17 protein-coding genes are annotated in these 21,269 nt (G+C 69.7%); 7 read left to right on the top strand and 10 right to left on the bottom strand.

Features of this window, described 5'->3' with window-relative positions; genetic code table 11:
- Window positions 1-138: 138 nt before the first annotated feature.
- A complete protein-coding gene (locus NMQ01_RS04055; RefSeq protein WP_255185594.1) occupies window positions 139-1,170 on the bottom strand; it encodes a hemolysin family protein in 1,032 nt (343 codons plus the stop codon).
- Complete coding sequence (locus NMQ01_RS04050) at window positions 1,167-2,516, bottom strand: hemolysin family protein (protein WP_255185593.1); 1,350 nt, start codon at window positions 2,514-2,516, stop codon at window positions 1,167-1,169. The genes NMQ01_RS04055 and NMQ01_RS04050 overlap by 4 nt, the downstream gene beginning before the upstream one ends.
- Before the next feature lie 161 nt (window positions 2,517-2,677).
- On the opposite strand from NMQ01_RS04050, the gene NMQ01_RS04045 reads away from it, so the two are divergent.
- The 5 genes from NMQ01_RS04045 (at window position 2,678) to NMQ01_RS04025 (ending at window position 9,409) form a co-directional block, all read left to right on the top strand.
- Window positions 2,678-3,679, top strand: a complete 1,002-nt coding sequence (locus tag NMQ01_RS04045) for an ABC transporter ATP-binding protein (protein ID WP_255185592.1) — start codon at window positions 2,678-2,680, stop codon at window positions 3,677-3,679.
- The gene (locus NMQ01_RS04040; RefSeq protein WP_255185591.1) at window positions 3,679-4,485 is read left to right on the top strand and encodes an ABC transporter permease; all 807 of its coding nucleotides are present in this window, start codon (window positions 3,679-3,681) and stop codon (window positions 4,483-4,485) included. The genes NMQ01_RS04045 and NMQ01_RS04040 overlap by 1 nt, the downstream gene beginning before the upstream one ends.
- A 230-nt stretch (window positions 4,486-4,715) precedes the next feature.
- A complete protein-coding gene (locus tag NMQ01_RS04035; RefSeq protein WP_255185590.1) occupies window positions 4,716-8,519 on the top strand; it encodes a multifunctional oxoglutarate decarboxylase/oxoglutarate dehydrogenase thiamine pyrophosphate-binding subunit/dihydrolipoyllysine-residue succinyltransferase subunit in 3,804 nt (1,267 codons plus the stop codon).
- Window positions 8,519-8,704, top strand: coding sequence for a DUF6104 family protein (locus tag NMQ01_RS04030; protein ID WP_255185589.1), 186 nt, complete (start codon window positions 8,519-8,521; stop codon window positions 8,702-8,704). The genes NMQ01_RS04035 and NMQ01_RS04030 overlap by 1 nt, the downstream gene beginning before the upstream one ends.
- A 45-nt stretch (window positions 8,705-8,749) precedes the next feature.
- Window positions 8,750-9,409 carry a GDSL-type esterase/lipase family protein gene (locus tag NMQ01_RS04025; protein ID WP_255185588.1) on the top strand — a complete coding sequence of 220 codons (660 nt, stop codon included), beginning with the start codon at window positions 8,750-8,752 and terminating at the stop codon, window positions 9,407-9,409.
- Window positions 9,410-9,591: 182 nt separating this feature from the next.
- Here NMQ01_RS04025 and NMQ01_RS04020 read toward each other — a convergent pair whose 3' ends face one another.
- The 4 genes from NMQ01_RS04020 to NMQ01_RS04005 form a co-directional block, all read right to left on the bottom strand.
- Complete coding sequence (locus NMQ01_RS04020) at window positions 9,592-10,215, bottom strand: hypothetical protein (protein WP_255185587.1); 624 nt, start codon at window positions 10,213-10,215, stop codon at window positions 9,592-9,594.
- A gap of 724 nt (window positions 10,216-10,939) precedes the next feature.
- The gene (locus NMQ01_RS04015; protein ID WP_255185586.1) at window positions 10,940-11,917 is read right to left on the bottom strand and encodes an acyltransferase family protein; all 978 of its coding nucleotides are present in this window, start codon (window positions 11,915-11,917) and stop codon (window positions 10,940-10,942) included.
- Between the two features lie 36 nt (window positions 11,918-11,953).
- Complete coding sequence (rfbB, locus tag NMQ01_RS04010) at window positions 11,954-12,955, bottom strand: dTDP-glucose 4,6-dehydratase (protein ID WP_255185585.1); 1,002 nt, start codon at window positions 12,953-12,955, stop codon at window positions 11,954-11,956.
- A gap of 2 nt (window positions 12,956-12,957) precedes the next feature.
- On the bottom strand, window positions 12,958-14,406 hold the full coding sequence (locus NMQ01_RS04005) for a bifunctional dTDP-4-dehydrorhamnose 3,5-epimerase family protein/NAD(P)-dependent oxidoreductase (RefSeq protein ID WP_255185584.1): 1,449 nt from the start codon (window positions 14,404-14,406) through the stop codon (window positions 12,958-12,960).
- A gap of 35 nt (window positions 14,407-14,441) precedes the next feature.
- Between NMQ01_RS04005 and rfbA the strand changes: the two genes are divergently transcribed.
- The gene (gene rfbA, locus NMQ01_RS04000) at window positions 14,442-15,305 is read left to right on the top strand and encodes a glucose-1-phosphate thymidylyltransferase RfbA (RefSeq protein WP_255185583.1); all 864 of its coding nucleotides are present in this window, start codon (window positions 14,442-14,444) and stop codon (window positions 15,303-15,305) included.
- A 176-nt stretch (window positions 15,306-15,481) separates the two neighbouring features.
- Here the strand turns inward: rfbA and NMQ01_RS03995 are convergent, their stop codons facing one another.
- The 3 genes from NMQ01_RS03995 to NMQ01_RS03985 all read right to left on the bottom strand — a co-directional run bounded on the left by NMQ01_RS03995 (window position 15,482) and on the right by NMQ01_RS03985 (window position 18,161).
- Window positions 15,482-16,258, bottom strand: coding sequence for an SGNH/GDSL hydrolase family protein (locus NMQ01_RS03995; RefSeq protein WP_255185582.1), 777 nt, complete (start codon window positions 16,256-16,258; stop codon window positions 15,482-15,484).
- 9 nt (window positions 16,259-16,267) lie between these two features.
- Window positions 16,268-17,419 carry an O-antigen ligase family protein gene (locus tag NMQ01_RS03990; RefSeq protein WP_255185581.1) on the bottom strand — a complete coding sequence of 384 codons (1,152 nt, stop codon included), beginning with the start codon at window positions 17,417-17,419 and terminating at the stop codon, window positions 16,268-16,270.
- Window positions 17,420-17,573: 154 nt separating this feature from the next.
- Window positions 17,574-18,161 (bottom strand): low molecular weight phosphatase family protein, encoded by a 588-nt coding sequence (locus NMQ01_RS03985; protein ID WP_255185580.1) that lies wholly within the window; start codon window positions 18,159-18,161, stop codon window positions 17,574-17,576.
- 83 nt (window positions 18,162-18,244) lie between these two features.
- Between NMQ01_RS03985 and NMQ01_RS03980 the strand changes: the two genes are divergently transcribed.
- The gene (locus NMQ01_RS03980) at window positions 18,245-19,669 is read left to right on the top strand and encodes a polysaccharide biosynthesis tyrosine autokinase (RefSeq protein WP_255185579.1); all 1,425 of its coding nucleotides are present in this window, start codon (window positions 18,245-18,247) and stop codon (window positions 19,667-19,669) included.
- A 25-nt stretch (window positions 19,670-19,694) separates the two neighbouring features.
- On the opposite strand, the gene NMQ01_RS03975 is transcribed toward NMQ01_RS03980, so the two are convergent.
- Window positions 19,695-21,173, bottom strand: coding sequence for a polysaccharide biosynthesis tyrosine autokinase (locus NMQ01_RS03975; RefSeq protein ID WP_255185578.1), 1,479 nt, complete (start codon window positions 21,171-21,173; stop codon window positions 19,695-19,697).
- Window positions 21,174-21,269: the final 96 nt, after the last annotated feature.

Genomic DNA, 21,269 nt, shown 5'->3' with positions numbered 1-21,269 from the left:
CTCCTCAGCGTGCCGGAGTCGCCGGGGGCCGCCGCGATGTTGTGCACATCCAGAGGTCAGGTGGTCACGTGGTGCTGCATACCCGCGGGTACGAAGCACGACCCGACCACCTGACCCGCCAGATCCGGACGAAGGGGATCACCCCCGCTGCGTGGAGTCCGTCACCTCGCCCACGAGCTCCTCGATGACGTCCTCGAGGAAGACGACGCCCAGCGTGGAGCCGGCGTCGTCGACGACGCGGGCCAAGTGGGTGCCGGTGCGCTGCATGGTCGCCAGCACATCCTCGACCTCGTCGGCCGGCTGGACCGTCGCCATGCGGCGCAGACGCTTGCGGGGCACCGGCTCGGCGCGCTCGGTCTCGTCGGCGTAGAGCACGTCCTTGAGGTGCAGGTAGCCCATGAGCTCGCCGGACTCGTCGGTCGTCGGGTAGCGCGAGTACCCGTAGCGGGCCACGAGCCGCTCGATGTCGTCGGGCGTCGCGTCGCGCGGCACGGTCACCAGGTCGGCGACGGGCACCCCGACGTCACGGGCGTCCTTGTCGGAGAACTCGAGGGCCGCGCCGACGAGGCCGTACTTCTCGGTCTCGACGAGCCCCTCGCGGTGCGACTCGGTGACGATGTGCTGCACCTCCTCGGCCGTGAAGGCCGAGCCGACCTCGTCCTTGGGGTCGATGCCCATGGCCCGGACGAAGGCCTTGGAGACCCAGTCCATGACGAGGATGACCGGCTTGGCGATCTTCATGACCCACATGAGCGGCGGCACGAGCATGATCGCGGAGCGCTCGGGGCCGGCGATGGAGAGGTTCTTGGGGACCATCTCGCCGACGACGACGTGCAGGTAGACGACGATCGCGATGGCCAGGACGAGCGAGGCCGCGTCGGTGAAGGCGTGCGGCACGCCGATGCCCTCCATGACGGGGTGCAGCGCGTGGTGCAGCGCCGCCTCGGAGATGGCACCGAGGAGCACGGAGCAGATGGTGATGCCCAGCTGGCAGGTGGCGAGCAGGACACCGGTGTGCTGCAGGGCGTCGACAGCGATGGCCGCGCGCTTGTTGCCGGCGTCGGCGAGGGGCTCGAGCTGCGAGCGCCGCGCGGACATCGCGGCGAACTCGGCGCCGACGAAGAAGCCGTTGGCGAGCAGCAGGGCGACGGTGATCAGCACGGTCGTCACTGGAGCTCACCCCCCTTCGTCCCACGCTCGTCGCTCGAGGCGTCGCCCTCCGCGGGGGCCTGCCGGACGAAGCGGAGGCGGTCGACGCGGCGGGTGTCCATGTCGGTGACGGTCACCTGCCAGCCGTCGAGCTCGACGACGTCACCGACCTCGGGGACCCGGCCGAGCTCGGCCATGACCCAGCCGCCGACGGTCTCGTAGGCCGCACCCTCGGGCACCTCGGCGCCGAGACGGTCACGCACCTCGTCGGGGCGCCACAGGCCGGGCACGGTCCACACGCCGTCGCGGAGGCGACGACCGGTGGTCTGCGCGAGGTCGTGCTCGTCGCTCACCTCGCCGACGATCTCCTCGACGAGGTCCTCGAGCGTGACGACGCCCGCGGTGCCGCCGTACTCGTCGACGACGACGCCCATCTGCAGGCCGGAGTCACGCAGCTGGATGAGCAGCGGGTCCAGGCGCAGGGTCTCGGGGACGACGATCGGGTCGATCATCAGCGCGGAGACGGGCACGCCCGCGCGGCGGTCGTGCGGGACGGCGATGGCCTTCTTGACGTGGACGACGCCGTCGATGTCGTCCCAGTCCTCCCCCGTGACGGGGAAGCGCGAGTGACCGGTGCGGCGCGCGAGCGAGACGAGATCCTCGGCGGACGCGGTGCGGTCGATGGCGCTCGCGCGGTTGCGGGGCGTCATGACGTCGGCCGCGGTCTGCTCGCCGAAGCCGAGCGAGCGGGTCACGAGCCGGGCGGTGCCGTAGTCGAGCGTGCCGGCCTCGACGGAGGTGCGCACGAGCGAGGCGAGCTCGGCAGGGCTGCGGGCGGCCGACAACTCTTCCTGCGGCTCGACTCCCATGCGGTGCAGCACCCAGTTGGCGCTGCCGTTGAGGACGAAGATCAGCGGCTTGAAGAGCACGCCGATGACGCGCATCGGCACGGCGACGAGCTTGGCGACACCCAGCGGCTCCGACACGGCGAGGGTCTTGGGCACCATCTCGCCGAGGATCATGGAGAAGACGGTGGCGATGATCAGGGCCAGTCCGTCGGACGAGGAGGACGCCACGCTCTCCGGCACCCCGACGGCCTCGAGCCCCGGCTGGATGAGCGAGCCGACCGCGGGGCTGGCGATGTAGCCCAGCGCCAGGGTCGTGACGGTGATGCCGATCTGGCACGCGGAGAGCAGCGTGGAGAGCTGGCGAAGGGAGCCCAGCACGGGCTTGGCCGCGGTGTCGCCGTGGTCGACGGCTCGCTGGACGGCGGGTCGGTCGAGGGCGACGAGGGAGAACTCGGCAGCCACGAAGAGGGCGGTACCCAGAGTGAGCACCAGGGCCAGGATGAGAAGACCTATGGTCATGGTGGGCGAGATTCTACGGGGAGCTCGCTGAGCATTGCCTGTGTGCGCCAACTCTGCAAAACCCCAGGGTTTTGCAGAGTTCGGCTGGGCGGTCTCCCCCGACGGGGGGAGGTGAGGTTCAGACGAAAGGCGGATGCCCTCCCTTCGGCCGGGATGGTTGCATGGTCTGCGACATCACCGACGAAGGGGACCTGATGACCACGACAGGAGCGCGCGTCGAGGTGCGCAACCTGACGAAGCGGTTCGGCGGCTTCACGGCCGTCGACGACCTCAGCTTCAACGTCGAGCCCGGGAGGATCACCGGGTTCCTCGGACCCAACGGCGCCGGCAAGACGACGAGCCTGCGCATGCTGCTCGGCCTCGTCCACCAGACCTCCGGCACCGCGACGATCGACGGCCAGGACTACCGCGAGCTCGACCAGCCGCTGCGGGTCGTCGGCTCGGCGCTCGAGGCGACCAACTTCCACCCCGGCCGCTCCGGCCGCGACCACCTGAGGGTCCTCGCCGCCACCGCCGGCATCCCCGCCACCCGCGTCGACGAGCTGCTCGAGCTCACCGGGATCCCCGCCGCCGCCCGCAAGCGGGCCGGCGGCTACAGCATGGGCATGCGCCAGCGCCTCGGCCTGGCCGCGGCCCTGCTCGGCGACCCGCGCCTGCTCGTCCTCGACGAGCCGGCCAACGGCCTCGACCCCGAGGGCATCCGCTGGCTGCGCGGCTTCCTGCGCCACCTCGCCGCCGAGGGCAAGACCGTGCTCGTGTCGAGCCACCTGCTGCAGGAGATCGAGCAGACCGTCGACGACGTCGTCATCATCGCCAACGGCAAGCTCGTCAAGGAGGGCACGGTCGGCGAGCTGCGCGGCACCGCGACGTCGCTCGTGCGCACGACCGACTCCGACGCGCTCGTCGGCGCGCTGCGCATCGCCGACGTGCCGGCCGCGGTCCAGGCCGACGGCGGCATCGTCGCCGAGACCGACGACCTGCGGCTGGTGGGCGACGTCGCCCTGCGCGCCGGTGTGCCGGTCCACGAGCTGCGGCCGCTCTCCGCGGACCTCGAGCAGCTCTTCTTCTCCCTCACCGAGGGCACCAACCGCAACCTCGGCGACGACCCGATGGCCGGCATCTCCCCGGTCTCGGCCCCGGGCCAGGAAGGAGGGACGCACTGATGCTGGGTGCGATCCGATCCGAGTTCCTCAAGTACTTCTCCACGCGCATGTGGTGGGGCATGGCCATCGCCGTGCTCCTCGTGAGCGCCGCCTTCGCCGCGCTCTTCGGCATCGTCTACACCCTCGACCAGAGCGGGGTGCCGCCGGAGTCGCAGATGCAGGCCGACCCGACGCAGATCGCCAACTCCGTCTACACGGGCGGCCTCGGCATCGCCTACCTGATCACGCTGGCCATCGGCGTCATGCAGATCGGCAGCGAGTACCGCCACAAGACGATCACGAGCACCTTCCTGTCGACGCCCAAGCGCACCACCGTCATGGGCGCCAAGGTCATCTCCCTGCTCGTCATCGGCGCCTTCTACGGCGTCATCTCGCTCATCGGCTCGGTGGGCGCCGGCGGCATCGTCCTCGCCGCGCGCGGGGCCGAGGTCTTCCCGAGCGCGGAGGTCGGGCGCACGCTGCTGCTCAGCCTGCTCGTCCTCGGGCTGTGGGCGCTCATCGGCCTCGGCGTCGGCATCCTCATCCCCAACCAGGTGGCCGCGCTGCTCATCGCCATCGGTGTCGCGTGGATCGTCGAGCCGATCGCCGGCGTCATCCTCAGCTTCTGGGACTGGGGCGCCGACATCGCGAAGTTCCTGCCGTCGAGTGCGACCAATGCGATCGTCAGCGGGGTCGACGCCAGCGCCATGGGCGGCCCGGGCGGCGACCAGCTGCAGTGGTGGGCAGGGGCGCTCGTGCTCATCGCCTACGCCGCGGTCCTCGCCGGCATCGGCACCCTCCTCACTGTCCGCAAGGACATCGCCTGAGGAGCGAGGCACCAGCAGGACGAAGGGGGGAGCGAGTGCTCCCCCCTTCGTCACGTTATGGGGTGCGGGGGCGGCGGCTCGTGCCTCGCGTCAGCGGGCGGACCGGGGGCTCGCGCATGGGCTGCGTCACGTTAGGCTGACCCGAGTGGGGTCCGCGCTGACTTCGGGCCCTGATTCGCGACTGTGACGAAAGAGGCGTATGCGCCGTGCCTGACCCCCAGGATGGCTCCGTGTCCCTGAACGACTTCGGCCCCAACGAGTGGCTCGTCGACGAGCTGTACGAGCAGTTCAAGAACGACCGCAACAGCGTCGACAAGGCCTGGTGGGAGTTCTTCGAGAACTACACGCCGGGCCAGTCCGGCGGGGACAACGGCACCAGCCCGAAGGGGGCTGCCGCACCTGCCGCGACGAGCGCCCCGACCTCCGAGCCGAAGAAGGCCGAGGCCCCCGCCCCGGCGAAGGCGGAGCCGAAGAAGGCAGAGCCCAAGAAGGCGGAGGCCGCCCCGGCCAAGGCCGAGCCGAAGAAGGCCGAGCCCAAGGCCGAGGCGAAGAAGGCCGAGCCCACCCCGCGTGACGAGCAGAAGCCCGCCTCCGCCCAGAAGCCGGTCGAGGAGGACGTGCACACCCCCCTTCGCGGTGCTGCCGCCCGGGTCGTGACCAACATGGAGTCCTCGCTCGAGGTCCCGACCGCCACGTCGGTGCGCGCCGTCCCGGCGAAGCTGCTCATCGACAACCGCATCGTCATCAACAACCACCTCAAGCGCAGCCGCGGTGGCAAGGTCTCCTTCACCCACCTCATCGGCTACGCCCTGGTCAAGGCGCTGCGCGCCATGCCCGAGATGAACGTCGGCTACACGACGAACGACAAGGGCAAGCCGGTCGTCATCCAGCCGGCCCATGTCGGTCTCGGCATCGCCATCGACCTGCAGAAGGACGACGGCTCCCGTCAGCTCATGGTCCCGGCGATCAAGCCGGCCGAGACGATGGACTTCACCGCCTTCTGGAATGCCTACGAGGTCGTCGTCAAGAAGGCGCGCGACGGCAAGCTGACCGTCGAGGACTTCCAAGGCACGACGATGTCGCTGACCAACCCCGGCGGCATCGGCACCGTCCACTCGATCCCGCGCCTGATGAAGGGCCAGGGCGCGATCATCGGCGTCGGTGCCCTCGACTACCCCGCTGAATGGCAGGGCGCGAGCACCGAGACGCTCAACCGCAATGCCGTCTCCAAGATCCTCACGCTGACCTCGACCTACGACCACCGCATCATCCAGGGTGCGCAGTCGGGCGAGTTCCTGCGGATCGTCCACCAGCTGCTCCTGGGTGCCGAGGGCTTCTACGACGAGATCTTCGAGAGCCTGCGCATCCCCTACGAGCCGGTGCGCTGGGTGCAGGACATCTCCACCACGCACGACGACGACATCAACAAGGTCGCACGTGTCCAGGAGCTCATCCACGCCTACCGCGTGCGCGGTCACCTCATGGCCGACATCGACCCGCTGGAGTACAAGCAGCGTCGCCACGAGGACCTCGACATCACGAGCCACGACCTGACGCTGTGGGACCTCGACCGGCACTTCGCCACCGGCGGCTTCGGCGGCGAGCCCTTCCTCAAGCTGCGCAAGATCCTCGGCATCCTGCGTGACTCCTACTGCCGCACCACCGGCATCGAGTACATGCACATCCAGGACCCGGAGCAGCGCCGCTGGATGCAGGAGCGCGTCGAGGTCGGCTACGCGAAGACGACGAGCGACGAGCAGCTGCGGATCCTGCGCCGCCTCAACGCCGCCGAGGCCTTCGAGACCTTCCTGCAGACGAAGTTCGTCGGGCAGAAGCGATTTTCCCTCGAAGGCGGCGAGTCGGTCATCGCCGTGCTCGACCGCATCCTCACCCGCGCTGCCAGCGAGGGCATGGACGAGGTCTGCATCGGCATGCCGCACCGCGGCCGCCTCAACGTGCTGGCCAACATCGCCGGCAAGTCCTACGCGCAGATCTTCCGCGAGTTCGAGGGCCAGCTCGACCCGAAGTCCGTCCAGGGCTCCGGCGACGTCAAGTACCACCTCGGCACCGAGGGCGAGTTCACCGGCGAGGACGGCGAGACGACCAAGGTCTACCTCGCGGCCAACCCGAGCCACCTCGAGGCGGTCAACCCCGTCCTCGAGGGCATCGTCCGCGCCAAGCAGGACCGCCTCAACCACGGCGGCGAGGACTTCCCGGTGCTGCCGATCCTCATGCACGGTGACGCGGCCTTCGCCGGTCAGGGTGTCGTGGCCGAGACGCTGCAGCAGAGCCAGCTGCGCGGCTACCGCACCGGCGGCACGATCCACGTGGTCGTCAACAACCAGGTCGGCTTCACCACCTCGCCGTCCGCGAGCCGCTCGTCGGTCTACAGCACCGACGTCGCGCGGATGATCCAGGCGCCGATCTTCCACGTCAACGGTGACGACCCGGAGGCCTGCGTGCGGGTCGCCGAGCTCGCCTTCGAGTTCCGCCAGCGCTTCCACAAGGACGTCGTCATCGACGTCGTGTGCTACCGCCGCCGCGGTCACAACGAGGGCGACGACCCGTCGATGACCCAGCCGCTGATGTACAAGCTCATCGAGTCCAAGCGCTCGGTGCGCAAGCTCTACACCGAAAACCTCATCGGCCGTAAGGACATCACCCCGGAGGAGGCCGACGCCGCGCTGCGCGACTACCAGGCCCAGCTCGAGCGGGTCTTCGTCGAGACCAAGGAGGCCCTCAAGGCCCCCGCCTCGCCGGCCGACGCCTCGAGCGACTCCGGCGACACCGGCTCCGACGCGCCGGACAACGCCGGCCTGGAGCGTCCGTCGTCGCAGACGAGCGACGCGACGACCCGCTCCGCCGACGAGACCGGCATCTCCGAGACCGATCTCAAGCACATCGGTGACCTCTTCGACTCCCCGCCGGCCGACTTCACGATCCACCCCAAGCTGCAGCAGGCCATGCAGAAGCGCGCGGCCTCGGTCAGCGAGGGCGGCATCGACTGGGGCACCGGCGAGATGCTCGCCTTCGGCTCGCTCCTCATGGACGGCACCCCGGTGCGTCTGGCCGGTCAGGACTCGCGTCGCGGCACCTTCGTGCAGCGGCACGCGGTCCTCATCGACAAGAACGACGGTGAGGAGTGGACGCCGCTCAACTACCTCGGTGGCGGCCAGGCCCGCTTCTGGGTCTACGACTCGCTGCTGTCGGAGTTCGCGGCCCTCGGCTTCGAGTACGGCTACTCCGTCGAGCGCCCCGACGCGCTCGTGCTGTGGGAGGCCCAGTTCGGTGACTTCGTCAACGGCGCGGCCACGATCATCGACGAGTTCATCTCCTCCTCCGAGCAGAAGTGGGGCCAGAACTCCTCGGTCGTCCTCCTCCTGCCGCACGGCTACGAGGGCCAGGGGCCGGACCACTCCTCCGCCCGCATCGAGCGCTTCCTCGCCCTCTGCGCGCAGAACAACATGACGGTCGCCTTCCCGTCGACGCCGGCGAGCTACTTCCACCTGCTGCGTCGTCAGGCCTACCACCGTCCGCGTCGCCCGCTCATCGTCTTCACCCCGAAGTCGATGCTGCGCCTCAAGGCCGCGAGCAGCCAGCCCGAGGACTTCACCAGCGGCGGCTTCCGCGCGGTCCTGCCCGACATGACCCAGCCGAAGGGGGATCAGGTCACCCGGGTGCTCATCGCCGCGGGCAAGGTGACGTGGGACCTCGAGGCCGAGCGCAAGAAGCGCGGCGACGAGCAGACCGCGATCCTGCACCTCGAGCGCTTCTACCCGCTGCCGGGTGAGGAACTCGCGGCCGAGCTGGCGCAGTACCCGGGCGCCGAGCTCGTCCTCGTGCAGGAGGAGCCGGAGAACCAGGGCGCCTGGCCCTTCCTCGGGATGAACCTGCCGGCCGACCTGGCCAAGCACGGCGAGACCCGCGCCCTGACGGCGGTCACCCGCCCGCCGAGCGCCTCCCCCGCCGCCGGTACCGCGAAGAAGCACGCGCAGGAGCAGGCGGACCTCATCGCCCGCGCCTTCGACCGCTGATGTACTTCACGGACCGCGGCATCGAGGAGCTCGCGGACCGACGTGGTGAGGAGCAGGTCACTCTCGAGTGGGTGAGTGACCAGCTCCGAACCTTCGTCGACCTCAACCCCGAGTTCGAGACGCCGATCGAGCGACTCGCGTCGTGGCTGGCACGCCTCGACGACGAGGAGCTCGACGACGAGTAACGTCGGCCGGGACCCACAGACCGACCCACCCCAGGAGTACCCCACGTGAGCGGCCACCCGATGACGGACGCAGCCGGCAACGAGTTCACCCCCAGCGCGACCTTCGGCCAGGAGGACGGGCGCCGGGAGATCTCGCTGGTCTTCATCGGCGACTCCTTCGTCGCCGGCGAGGGTGACGACAAGGCTCTTGGGTGGGTCGGTCGGGTCATGGCCCGCACCCAGGTCAAGGACGCGGTCGTCGCGCACTACAACCTCGGGGTGCGCGGCGAGACCGCCGGCGGGGTCGCCGAGCGCTGGCTGCGCGAGTCCCCCGCCCGCTTCGAGGGGGTCTTCGAGCGGCGGCTGGTCGTCCAGATCGGCCATGCCGACGTCGCCCAGGCCACCTCGATCGCCCGCCTGCGGCTCAACCTCGCCAACATCCTCGACGAGGCCTCGAGCCAGGGTGTCGCGACCTTCGTCGTCGGCCCCCCGCCCTCCGCCGACCCGGAGGTCAACAACCAGCTGCGCCACGTCGTCGAGGCCCAGCGCGACGTCTGCGACCGCCGGGGCGTCACGTTCGTCGACACCTTCACCCCGCTGGCCGGCCACGACCAGTGGGAGTCCGACATCGCCGCCTCCGCTGATGGCGTGCACCCCGGCCAGGCGGGCTACGGCCTGATCGCCTGGCTCGTGCTGCACCACGGCTGGGGCGAGTGGATCGGCTGACCCCGGTCCCCCTTCCCACCTTCGTCGCCTCCTGCGAGCCCTCCTGCAGGGCCCCCGGACCGCTCGGTTGAGGTATCCCTGACCGACTATCCGGTCGCTCACACCTCGACCCAGCAGGCAACCTCCGGCCCCCGCTCCCCCAACGCGCGGGTTGAGGTATCTCTGACCGACTATCCGGTCGCTCACACCTCGTCCGGTGGCACCTCGAGCGTGTCTGCGTTGTGTCTGGCGAGGTTTTCCCGTGCCCACCCGGAGCGAAGGGCGGCAGTCACCTGATCCATGAAGGCGTCGGCATCGAGCCGCCAGCCCAGGACGTTGATGCGCAGCACGCGGTCTCCGTCGATGACGACTTGATTGGCTCGGAGGGCGTCGGCGATACCGTTGAGTCCCCAGAGGTGGCCGGCACCATCGATCTCGACGACCAGCCCGTGCTTTTCGAAGAGCACGTCGAGGTACACCCTCCCTTTGGACCCCGTGCGCACCGCCTGACGAGTCGGCTCCGGAAGCCCCCGCGCCCGGCACGCCGCCGCGAAGTCGAGCTCGTTGAGCGAGTGGGCGCCGGTGGCGATGTCGGCGACGACCTGTGCGATGAAGGCTCTGCGCGTCCGCCCCTTGACGATCTGCCCTGCCGTGACGAGTTGATCGGGGGTGACAAGGCGCTGTTGCACGGCCATCGCGAGCAGAGTCGCTGCCGCGCGGTCGCTCGCTGCCCAGTGCGCGGCCCGGATCGCTGCCACTGCGGGGCGCGTGCGCGGTACCCCCGAGGAGATGACCTCGTCGGGGACGCGGCGAGCGAGCTTGCGCACCTGTACTCCCTCACGGTGAGTCCGGTCGTGCCGGTGGACGACGGACACGAAGACGACGTCGCCTTCGTCCCACCCCTTGAGCCCGGCGAGCCGGAGCGAGCTCACCCCGTCGATGACGGCGATCCTCTCCCCCGTCTCCCACACGCCTCGCCAGCACCGGGCGTGAAACCCCAACGGCCCGGTGCGCACAGCGAAGGTCCGGCTGCCGCACTTCGTCCAACGACCGGCCGAGACCTGACGCGCTGCCTGCTGCCGGCTCACTCCGATGGCGCGCAGCATCTGGTGGCTAACGACGAAGTCGGTGTCCTCCGCGACGGCGAGCACCCGCTGATGGCGGTCCAGCGGTCCTTCGCGCGTGACGTGCGGTCGACCCCCTTCGTCGTCGTGGCTGTGGGCATCCTCTGGCTGCTCGGGCGTGGTGTCGGTCATCTCCGAACAGTGGAGGAGAGTGCTCCCCTCGCGGCCCCCCTCGCGAGATCGGTGGACAACTGGACCCGCCCAGACAAACTTGGGGACAACCGTGTCGACGCGTCGAGGTATCAGCGGACGAGGTACCTCCGACCGATTAGTCGGTCACGGTTACCTCGACCCAGCGCTATGAGCGCGAGCACGCCCCGCTGACCCCGCCAGTAGAGGTACCTCCGACCGAATAGACGGTCGCGATTACCTCAACCGAGCTGCTGGGGGTGGGGCAACCGACCTCCCGACCTCCCGACGCAGAGGCTCACGCAGCCGGCACCAGCGGCTTGGGCCGAGAGCAGCCGAAGACCCACCCCCACCGCGTGCGCGCGAGCAGCAGCCCGAGGGTCCACGGCACGACCACCGCCACGACGGCGACGGCCCAGGGGTGGTAGTCCTTGCCCAGCCACACGAAGAGCGCGTGCAGCAGGATCACCGCCATGCCCGACTGGGCGAGCGTGCTGATCCGGTGCGACCACACCCCGCCGATGTAGATCGGGGCCATGATCATCCCGGCGCTGATGAGGATCCCCGCGAGGACGGCCCACACCGGCTCGTTGAACTGCGCGAACTTCAGGTTGAGGTTGCCCACCCCCGGCCACGTCGTGATCCACACCCCGGCCGCAAAGGTCGCGATCGCCATCACCCACAGCGTCCGGCGACTCCACCGCGAGCGCTGCCCCGAGCGCCCGGTGAGCAGCCGCGCCAGGTAGCCCGCCTGCACGAAGATGACGCACCCCAGCCCCTGCGCGATCGCGAAGGGCGAGTTCACCGAGATGTCCTGGTAGATCTGCACGAGCGCGCACAGCCCCACGCCCACCCCGATCTGCAGCCACAGCGGCAGGCGCAGCGCCTCCATGGCGCGGACGACGACGACGGCGACGAAGAGCGCGGTGATGAACCAGAAGGCGGAGTACGGCTCGATCGCATAGGCCCCGCCCGGCAGCTGCTCCTCGACCTTGCCGGTGCTGTCGCGCCCCCTTCGCCACAGCTCGAGCCCGTAGACGAGGGAGACGATCGCAAACCACGGGACGTACGGCAGCAGCAGGGTCTTGGCGCGCACCTTGACCTCGCTGCCGAAGTCACGTGACCCCGGCCGCCACAGCCACCCCGACAACATGAAGTACAGCGGCACGTGCCAGGGGTAGACGTAGTCCGGCAGCGGCTTGAGACCCTCGATGTGCCCGAGGACGATCGCGACCGTGCCGACGACCCGCAGCAGGTCGAGATAGCCGTTGCGCATCCCGGCATGGTCCCAAAAACCGAGGGCGAAGGGGAATCACAGCACCTTTTCGCTCCGGGCGTAGCGGGCCTCGGTGGCCGACTTCTGCGGCCGCCACCACTCCTCGTGGGTCCGGTACCAGTCGATCGTCGCCGCCAACCCGGACCGGAAGTCGCGGTACCGAGGCTGCCAGCCGAGCTCCTCGCGCAGCCGGCTCCAGTCGATGGCGTAGCGCCGGTCGTGCCCGGGGCGGTCGGTGACGTGGTCGTAATCGCCGGCCTCGCGGCCCATGAGCTCGAGCACCGACTCGACGACGGTCGTGTTGTCGACCTCGCCGTCGGCGCCGATGAGATAGGTCTCGCCGAGCTGCCCGCGGTCGATGATCGCCCAGACGGCGCTGTTGTGGTCGTCGACGTGGATCCAGTCGCGCACGTTGAGCCCGTCGCCGTAGAGCCGCGGCCGGCGCCCGTCGATGAGCTCGGTGATCTGGCGCGGGATGAACTTCTCGACGTGCTGGCGGGGGCCGTAGTTGTTCGAGCAGTTGGAGATCGTCGCCTCGACGCCGAAGGACCTCACCCACGCCCGCACGAGCAGGTCACTCGCCCCCTTCGTCGACGAATAGGGGCTCGACGGGTTGTAGGGCGTGGCCTCGCTGAAGCGCTCCGGCGAGTCCAGCGCGAGGTCGCCGTAGACCTCGTCGGTGGAGATGTGGTGGTAGCGCACGTCGTGGCGGCGGACGGCTTCGAGCAGCTCGTAGGTGCCGACGACATTGGTCTGGACGAAGGGCCCCGGCGAGGCCAGCGAGTTGTCGTTGTGCGACTCCGCGGCGAAGTGCACGACGACGTCGGCCTCCCCCACGAGCCGGTCGACAAGGCCACCGTCCTCGACCCGGCCTTCGACGAAGCGCACGTCGTCGAGCACCCCGTCGAGCGAGGTCCGCGACCCGGCGTAGGTCAGCGCGTCGAGCACGGTCACCTCCGCGTCCGGCCGCGTCGCCAGCGTCTGGTGCACGAAGTTGCTCCCGATGAACCCGGCTCCCCCGGTCACGAGCACCCGCATGATCAGCTCCCCTCTCCTTCCGGTCCCTGAGGAGGCCGTCCGCGGCCGTCTCGAAGGGCCACGAAGCGCCGCAGCGCCTCCACCTGGTCCACGGGCTCGTACCCCGCGGCCACCAGCTTGTCGAGCGCGAGCGTCGAGTGCCGCGGGCGCGGCGCGCTCACGCGTTCGCCGAGCCCGGCCTCGTAGGCGGCCGTCGTCACCGCGGTCACGTCGTCGCGCGAGCGTCCCCGCAGCGCAAAGACCTCCCGGGCGATCGCCGCCCAGGTCATCGGCTCCCCCGCCTGCGTCACGTCATAGGTGCCGAAGGGGGCCCCGCTCGCCACGAGGTGGAGCGTCGCCGCCGCGATCTCGTCGGCGAAGGACAGCCGGCCCCACTGGTCGTCGACGACGCGAGGGGACCTCCCTTCATCCGCCAGGCGGGCCATCGTCGCGACGAAGTTGCCCCCGTCCCCCACCACCCAGGACGTGCGCAGCACGTAGTGGCGCGGGGCGACGCCGACGGCGAGGTCGCCGGCGGCCTTGGTGCGGCCGTACTCGCTCACCGGGGTGAGGGGCTCACCTTCGTCATGGACCTCGCGCTGCCCGTCGAAGACGTAGTCCGTGGAGTAGTGCACGAGCGTGCAGCCTTGCGCCGCAGCCTTCCTCGCGAGCTGGGCGGGCAGCTCGGCATTGAGCCGCCAGGCGAGCCGACTGCCGTCGGGCGTCTCGGCGGCGTCGACGGCGGTCATCGCCGCGGCATTGATGACCAGGTCGTGACCGCTGAGGTCGAGGGCTTCGACGGCGGCGGGGTCGGTGAGGTCGAGCTCGTCGCGGCCCGGCGCGACGGCATCGGGCAGGAGACGATGCAGGGCCGAGCCGACCTGCCCGCTGCCACCGAGGACCAGCGCCGGCCGCGGGACGAAGGGGGTGACCTCCGCCAGTCGCGGGTTGGTCCGGTCCTTGTCGCTGATCTGCGCCCCCTCACACCCACTCTGCGACAACGGGATCGGCCAGTCGATGGCGGCAGTGGGGTCGTCGAGGGCGAGAGCGGGATAGGTGAGATCGGGGCGCCAGTGCTCGTTGACGAGATAGGAGTAGACGGTCTCGTCGGCGAGGGCCTGGTAGGAGTTGCCGACGCCGCGCGGGACGAAGACGGCGGTGCTCTCGTCGAGCTCGAGGGTGACGGTGGCGCCGAAGCCCTCACCCGCGCGCAGGTCGACCCAGGCACCGAAGACCCGGCCGTGGACGACGGTGACGAGCTTGTCCCAGGGTTCGGCGTGGATGCCCCGGGTGGCGCCGCGCGCGGCGTTGTGGGAGACGTTGTGCTGCACCGGCCCGAAGTCGGGCAGCCCCGCCGCGACCATCTTTGCCCGCTGCCAGGACTCGGTGAACCACCCCCGCGCGTCACGGTGCACCGGGCGCCGGACGACGAGCAGGCCTGCGATCGAGGTCGGCTCCACCGAGAGTGACATGCGCACAGGTTAACCAGTCCCCTAGGCTCGCTCGCATGCGAGGCATCATTCTCGCCGGGGGGACTGGATCCCGGCTGCACCCGATCACCTTGGGCATCTCGAAGCAGCTCGTCCCGGTCTATGACAAGCCGATGATCTACTACCCGCTGAGCACGCTCATGCTGGCCGGGATCCGAGACATCCTGGTGATCACCACCCCGCACGACGCCCGCCAGTTCGAGGCCCTTCTGGGCGACGGCTCCCAGTTCGGGATCTCCATCACCTTCGCGCAGCAGCCGAGCCCCGACGGGCTGGCGCAGGCCTTCCTCATCGGCGAGGAGCACCTCGCCGGAGGCCCCGCGGCCCTCGTCCTCGGAGACAACATCTTCTACGGTCCCAGTCTGGGCACCCAGCTGCGACGATTCGAAGCCATCGACGGCGCCGCGGTCTTCGGCTATCAGGTGGCAGACCCCAGGGCCTACGGGATCGTCGAGTTCGATGGCAACGGTCGAGTCCTGTCGCTCGAAGAAAAGCCGGAGACTCCGAAGAGCCGCTACGCCGTCCCGGGCCTCTACTTCTACGACGACAGTGTCGTCGAGCGCGCGAAGAAGGTCCGCCCGTCGGGGCGAGGTGAGCTCGAGATCACGGACCTCAACCGTAGTTACCTCGACGAGGGCAAGCTGCAGGTCGAAATCCTCCCCCGCGGCACGGCGTGGCTGGACACGGGCACCTTCGACTCGCTCAACGACGCGAGCAACTTCGTCCGCACCCTCGAGAGTCGGCAGGACACCAAGATCGGCGCCCCTGAAGAGGTCGCTTGGCGTATGGGTTACCTCGACGACGACGGCCTCCGCCAGCGCGCCGAGCCCCTCGTCAAGAGCGGCTACGGCCAGTACCTCCTCGACCTCCTCGGTCCCTGAGGAGCTTGCGGTCCCTGAGGAGCTTGCGGTCCCTGAGGAGCTTGCGGTCCCTGAGGAGCTTGCGGTCCCTGAGGAGCTTGCGGTCCCTGAGGAGCTTGCTCTGCAAGCGTCTCGAAGGGCTGCAAGCGTCTCGAAGGGCTGCAAGCGTCTCGAAGGGCTGCAAGCGTTACGAAGGGCTACCCCAGCGCCTCCGCCACCGTCTCCGCCCACAGCTGCGAGCCCGCCAGCGACGGGTTGATCTCACCGTCGAGCAGCTCCTCGGTCGAGTCCGTGTCCTCGAAGGCCGCCGCGACGTCGATCGTCGGCAGCCCCGCGCCCTCCGCCCAGTCGGCAATGGCGGTGCGGGTCGGCTCGTTGGCGTCGTCGGCCTGCGGGTTCTGCAGGACGACGACGACCGGTGCCTCGGGGTAGCGGTCGGCAACCTGCTCGCTGAGCTCCTCGAGCCCCTCCGCTGCGGCGTCGCCCGACTCCTCGTAGTGGCCGTAGTTGAGCAGCACGAGGTCCGGGTCCTGCGCGGGCCAAATCGCGTCGTGGTCGAGCGGGTAGTCGGCAGTGCCCCTGTTCATGGCGCCCGACCAGATCCGCGTCTCCTCGGTCTCGTCGACGTAGCCCGCCTCGCCCGCCGTGTCCCAGAGCGCGACGGGCATCTGGGCCTGCTGCCCCCACTGGCTCACCCAGTCCTCACTGCCGTTGCCGGTCGAGTCGCCGAGCACGAGCACCCGCGACCCGTCGCCGGCGAGGGCATCACGCGCCTGGTCGATGGTCCAGGTCGGCTCGGCGACCGACGGCGAGCTCGTGGACGAGGACGATGACGAAGGGGGGGCTGCCGCCGTCGCCCGGGCCGGCGCCGTGCCCTGCTCGGCGAAGACCCAGGCCCACGCGCCCCCGACCGCCAGCACGAGCGCGAGCAGCGCCGCTCCGACCACGACCGGTGAGCTCCACGCTTTCGACATGGCTAAAACCTACGTGTCATCGGGGGTTGAGGGGCGACGAAGGAGCCTCGAAACCAACCCCGGTCCCTGAGGAGCTTGCGCAGCAAGCGTCTCGAAGGGCCCCACCACCAGCACCGCACACCAGAAGAGCAGCGCCGAAGGAAACCCCCGCACCAGATACGTCTCGACCAGCATCGCGGGCAGCGCGAGCAGCACAGCCACGGCGACGAGCTCGAGCTCCCCACCTCGCCGGATCTCCCGGACGCACCGCCGCACGACCAGCCCGAGCACGACCACCAGCAGGGCGAGCCCCACCATCCCGTACTCGACGAGCAGCTCCAGATAGGTCGAGTGCGCGTGGTAGAGCACGGCACCCCACGGCCCGTCGTACTGCAGCGGTCCGTCGAACTGCTCCCCGGGCCGCCCTCGCTCGAGCTCCAGCCACGGCCACATCCGCATGGGCCCGAGCCCGAAGAGCACCGCGCTCGTCGAGCCGGACCATGCATCGAGGCCGGTGGTGATGTTGTGCCAGCGCGCCTCGTCGACGAAGAGGCTGAGCCCCCGCCGACGGGTCAGCTCACCCAGCCCGACCGCGACGACGAGCAGGACGGCCGGGCCGCCCCATCGCAGGTTCCAGTGGCGATGTCGCACGATCGCCACGACCGCGACGACGAGCGCCAGCGCCCACCCCGCGCGCGAGAGGCTCTGCACGACGAGCAGTGCCGTCACGGCGGCGAGACACCACCACAACCAGCGCCGCTCGGGCCACATCCGTCGACCGGTGATCACGCCCGCGAGCACGAGGGTCAGGCCGACCGCGTTGTTGGACGCACCACCGATCGGCAGGCCCGGCCGCCACCCGACGCCCTGGTGGAGGACGAGTGGGACGATCCACGCCGCGAGCGCCGTCCCGACGGCCGCCGCCCCGAGCACGAGGACGAGGGCCTGCGGTCTCTCCTCGGGTTTGACCGCGCGGGCCCACGCCCACGCGGTGAGCAGCGCGAGTGTCGTCAGAGCCGTGGCAGCCAGAGCCGTGTCCCAGCGCTCCCCGGACCGCAGCAGGCAGAGCCAGAGCCAGCCGAGCAGCGCGCCACCGGCCCACACCTCACCGCGCGAGACTCCCCTGCGCCCGTGCCCGGCTGCGCCGAACCACCACAGCGCACCGGTCAGCACGAGCAGCACCCACACGTACCCCAGCGGCCCCGGCCCGACATTCGACGCCGGCGGCCCGATGGCCAGCAGGAAGGCGACAACCGCCCCACCTTTCGCCCCCGGCCCCTGAGGAGTGAGGCCGCCCGCGGCCGAACGTCTCGAAGGGCCCGACCCCCACCCCTCCCTAATCGAACTGCCGCTCGAAGGCCACGACCCGCTCCACGGCCGCGTCGACCTCGGCGGCCATCCGGTCGAAGACCTCCTGCGGCTGCCGGTAGGGGTCGTCGATGTCGTCGGCGCCTTCGGGGACCCTGCTCAGTCCCCGCTCCCGCGCCAGGTGCGAAGGGAGCGCCGCCCACCTCTCCTCAGGCGTGGCCAGCCCTGCGAGACGCTCGGTCCACGGTTCCCGCTCGTCGGCGGAGTCGAGGAGGCGGGCCAGCTCCTTGACCGTGTAGGCCCGCTTGAGGTGGCGCGGGGAGTAGGAGAGCACGATCTTGCGGTGGCTCACCTCGAGCGGCAGGACGATGTCGATGTCGTCGAGCATGCGCTCGCTGATCTGCCGCGCAGCGAAGTGGTCGTGGGTGATGTCCTTCGCGTCAAGGATCGAGGCGCTCCCCGGCTCGACCGGGTTGCCGATGAGCGCCTGGGTCCCCGCACTCACCACCTCGAAGGCGCCCGGACGCACGCCCTCGAGGGCATGTCCCAGCGCCAGCTGGGCATAGGGCGATCGGCAGATGTTGCCGGTGCAGACGGTCATGATGCGCACGCTCATGGGGCAATCCTGCCGGATGCTTGCCCCTGTGCCAGACTCGCGGTTGCTGTCATCATTTGCGACCCGAGAGAGGCACCAAGAGCGTGGAGCTGCAGGACTACCTGAGGATCGTCCGCAAGCGGTGGATCACCATCGTCGTCACCACCTTGGTCGTCGTCGGGCTCGCCGCGGTCGTCACCGCGCTCCAGACGAAGAAGTACACCTCCTCGACACAGTTCTTCGTATCGGTGTCAGGTGCCGACACCACCCAGCTGAGTCAGGGCAGCACCTTCACCCAGCAGCGGGTGAAGTCGTACGCCCAGCTGCTCAAGACTCCGAGGGCGCTCAACCCGGTCGTCGACGAGCTCGGGGACGACACGACGACGTCGGACCTGGCGCAGCAGCTGGCGGTCACCACACCGCCCGAGACGGTCATCCTCGAAGTCGCCGTCACCGACACCGACCCCGCGCACGCGCAGGAGATCGCCACGGCGATCGGCGAGACCTTCCCCCAGGTCGTCTCCGAGGTCGAGCGACCCGAGGGGTCCAATCGCACCTCTCCGATCAAGGTCTCGCTCGTCGAGCCCGCCTCTACGGGCGAAACCCCGACCAGCCCGGTACCCGCTCGCAACCTCGCGCTCGGGGTAGTGCTCGGCCTACTGCTCGGACTGGGCCTGGCCGCGCTACGTCACCTCCTCGACACGACGGTCCGCACCGACGAAGACGTCGAGGAGATCACCGAGGAGCCGGTCATCGGCGCCGTGCACTTCGATCCGCGCGCGGGCAAGGAGCCGCTCATCGTCGAGTCGGACCCGTCGTCGCCGCGGTCCGAAGCCTTCCGCGCAGTGCGCACCAACCTCATGTTCGTCGACGCGGCCAACCACCCGCGGACCATCCTGCTCACCTCCTCCATCCCGGGCGAGGGCAAGTCGACGACCATCGCCAACCTCGCGCTGACCCTCGCCCAGTCCGGCTCGACGGTCTGTCTCATCGAGGGCGACCTGCGCCGACCTCGACTGCTCGAGTACCTCGGTCTCGAGGGCGCCGCAGGTCTGACCGACGTGCTTATCGAGCGTGCCGACATCAACGACGTGCTCCAGCCCTATGGCCAGGACCGTCTGGAAGTCATCGGCGCGGGAGCCATCCCGCCCAACCCGAGCGAGCTGCTCGCCTCCGACGCCATGAGTCGCGTGCTCACCCACCTTTCGGCACGCTTCGACTACGTCCTCATCGACACCCCACCCGTGCTTCCTGTGACGGATGCAGTAGTGCTGAGCACCAAGGTCGACGGCGTCATGGTTCTCGTCGGGACGACGATCGTCCGCAAGGAGCAGCTCAAAGCGACCCTCGAAGCACTGGGCGGTGTCGACAACACCCTCCTCGGGCTCGTTCTCAACCGTGTCGGGCACAAGTCGGCCGGCGGCTACGGTGCCAGCTACTACGGCTATTACGACCCTGAAACTGCCCCTCGCTCGGAACGTCGGGCCAAGCGTCAGCTGGGCCTGCCCGGAAGGAGCGCCCAGCGCTGACCTCCAGCCTCAGTCAAGCGTCCGTTCAGGACCGACCGCGGCGGGCGGCCTTGACGTCGCGACGCGACATGGCACCGTCGGCCTCGGCGGTGTACTCCTTCTCGTAGGACGTGACGTTGCCGTACTCGACGTCGCCGTAGCGGATCCGGTCGACCTTCTTCGTCGATGCCTGGTTGAGCACAGCACCGAGCACCTTGGCATCCACGCCCCTTAGTGACGCGGCCGCCCGATCGAGCGCCTCCTTGTGCGTCCTACCAGCGGCGACGACGAGCACTGCGCCGTCCGCGCTGCGGGTGAGCAGGACCGCATCGGTGACCGGCAGCAGCGGCGGCGCATCGAGGATGACGAAGTGTCCGTGGGCGAGCTCCTCGATGAGCTGCTCCATCCGGTGCGACCCGAGCAGCTCCGACGGGTTGGGCGGGGTCGCGCCTGCCGCGAGGATCTGCAGACCGGGCACGTCAGTGTCCTGGAGTGCGTCGGGCAATGTGATCGTGCCGGCGAGCACCTCGGTGAGCCCCACCGACCCATCGAGGTCGAAGGCGCGAGCCACCGCCGAGCGTCGCAGGTCGGCATCGACGAGCACGACCCGCTCCCCCGACTCGGCCAGGACGGTGGCGAGGTTGCCGGCCACGGTCGACTTGCCCTCGCCCTGGTTGGCGCTGGTGACGACGATCGAGCGCGGCTGGTTGTCGACGTCGACGAAGCGCAGGTTGGTGCGCAGTTTGCGCAGCGCCTCTCGCTCGTGGAAGGCCTTGGACCGGCGCGCCTCCCCGCGTTCCGACCCCAGGTCCTTGCTCATGGGCAGCACCCCGAGCACGCCCGCGCCTACTGTCTCCTCGACATCATCGACGTGTCGCAGCTTGGTGTCGTTGTAGTGCCGGACCGCAGCGATGCCGTAGCCCACGAGCAGGCCAAACACGAGGCCAAGCGGCAGGACGCGGGTGGGATCCGGCGACGAAGGGGCCGTGGGCAGGATCGCTGATTCATTGGGCTCGATGAGCACCTGAGCCTGCGACTTGACCGTGCGGGTGCTGCCGTCCGCCTGCACCACCCGCCTCGTCGGCCCGGACTCCTCAATCCGCTTGGCTTCCGCCGCTGCGGCGGTGACGACAGAGTCGGCGATCGACTTCGCCTCCTGTGGTGAGGGCCCGGAAGCAGTCACGCTGATCGAGACCCCCTCGTCGGGCACGGTGGCTGTGATTCGCCCTGCCAGAGCCTGTGGCGTGGCGTCGAGACCGAGGTCCTTGATGACTGCTTCGGTCACGCGCCGGTTGGTGAAGAGGGTGACGTACGCCTGAGCCTTCTGCTGCGCCAGCGTCTGCGACGAATAGGACTCGCCGATGCTCGAGCCGCCACCAGCCGTGACGTAGCCGGCGGCGGTCGCGGTGTAGACCTTGGGCTGCAGGCTCATCCACACGAAGGCCAGCAACAGCCCGGCGAGCGCGGCAGCGCCAATGACGACGAACTGTCTGCGAGTCAGCTTCCAGAGATCTTCCAGGGTCACGCGGTCTCCTCGTCGGTGTCGCGCCCCCCGAGTCGTGCGCGTCGGCCGTCGGCAAGTATAGGTCGGAGGCGATCGCGGCGGTCTGCGCGCATCCGG

The sequence above is a fragment of the Janibacter sp. CX7 genome, from assembly GCF_024362365.1.
GTDB lineage: Bacteria > Actinomycetota > Actinomycetes > Actinomycetales > Dermatophilaceae > Janibacter.
This window is presented reverse-complemented; position numbering and strand designations above follow the sequence as displayed.

What these genes read in the sequence shown, in the direction of transcription:
- NMQ01_RS04050 (WP_255185593.1), bottom strand. Translation starts at nt 2,516, where the DNA reads ATGACCATAGGTCTTCTCATCCTGGCCCTGGTGCTCACTCTGGGTACC.
- NMQ01_RS04045 (WP_255185592.1), top strand. Translation starts at nt 2,678, where the DNA reads ATGGTCTGCGACATCACCGACGAAGGGGACCTGATGACCACGACAGGA.
- NMQ01_RS04040 (WP_255185591.1), top strand. Translation starts at nt 3,679, where the DNA reads ATGCTGGGTGCGATCCGATCCGAGTTCCTCAAGTACTTCTCCACGCGC.
- NMQ01_RS04030 (WP_255185589.1), top strand. Translation starts at nt 8,519, where the DNA reads ATGTACTTCACGGACCGCGGCATCGAGGAGCTCGCGGACCGACGTGGT.
- NMQ01_RS04015 (WP_255185586.1), bottom strand. Translation starts at nt 11,917, where the DNA reads ATGCGCAACGGCTATCTCGACCTGCTGCGGGTCGTCGGCACGGTCGCG.
- rfbB (WP_255185585.1), bottom strand. Translation starts at nt 12,955, where the DNA reads ATGCGGGTGCTCGTGACCGGGGGAGCCGGGTTCATCGGGAGCAACTTC.
- NMQ01_RS04005 (WP_255185584.1), bottom strand. Translation starts at nt 14,406, where the DNA reads ATGTCACTCTCGGTGGAGCCGACCTCGATCGCAGGCCTGCTCGTCGTC.
- rfbA (WP_255185583.1), top strand. Translation starts at nt 14,442, where the DNA reads ATGCGAGGCATCATTCTCGCCGGGGGGACTGGATCCCGGCTGCACCCG.
- NMQ01_RS03995 (WP_255185582.1), bottom strand. Translation starts at nt 16,258, where the DNA reads ATGTCGAAAGCGTGGAGCTCACCGGTCGTGGTCGGAGCGGCGCTGCTC.
- NMQ01_RS03985 (WP_255185580.1), bottom strand. Translation starts at nt 18,161, where the DNA reads ATGAGCGTGCGCATCATGACCGTCTGCACCGGCAACATCTGCCGATCG.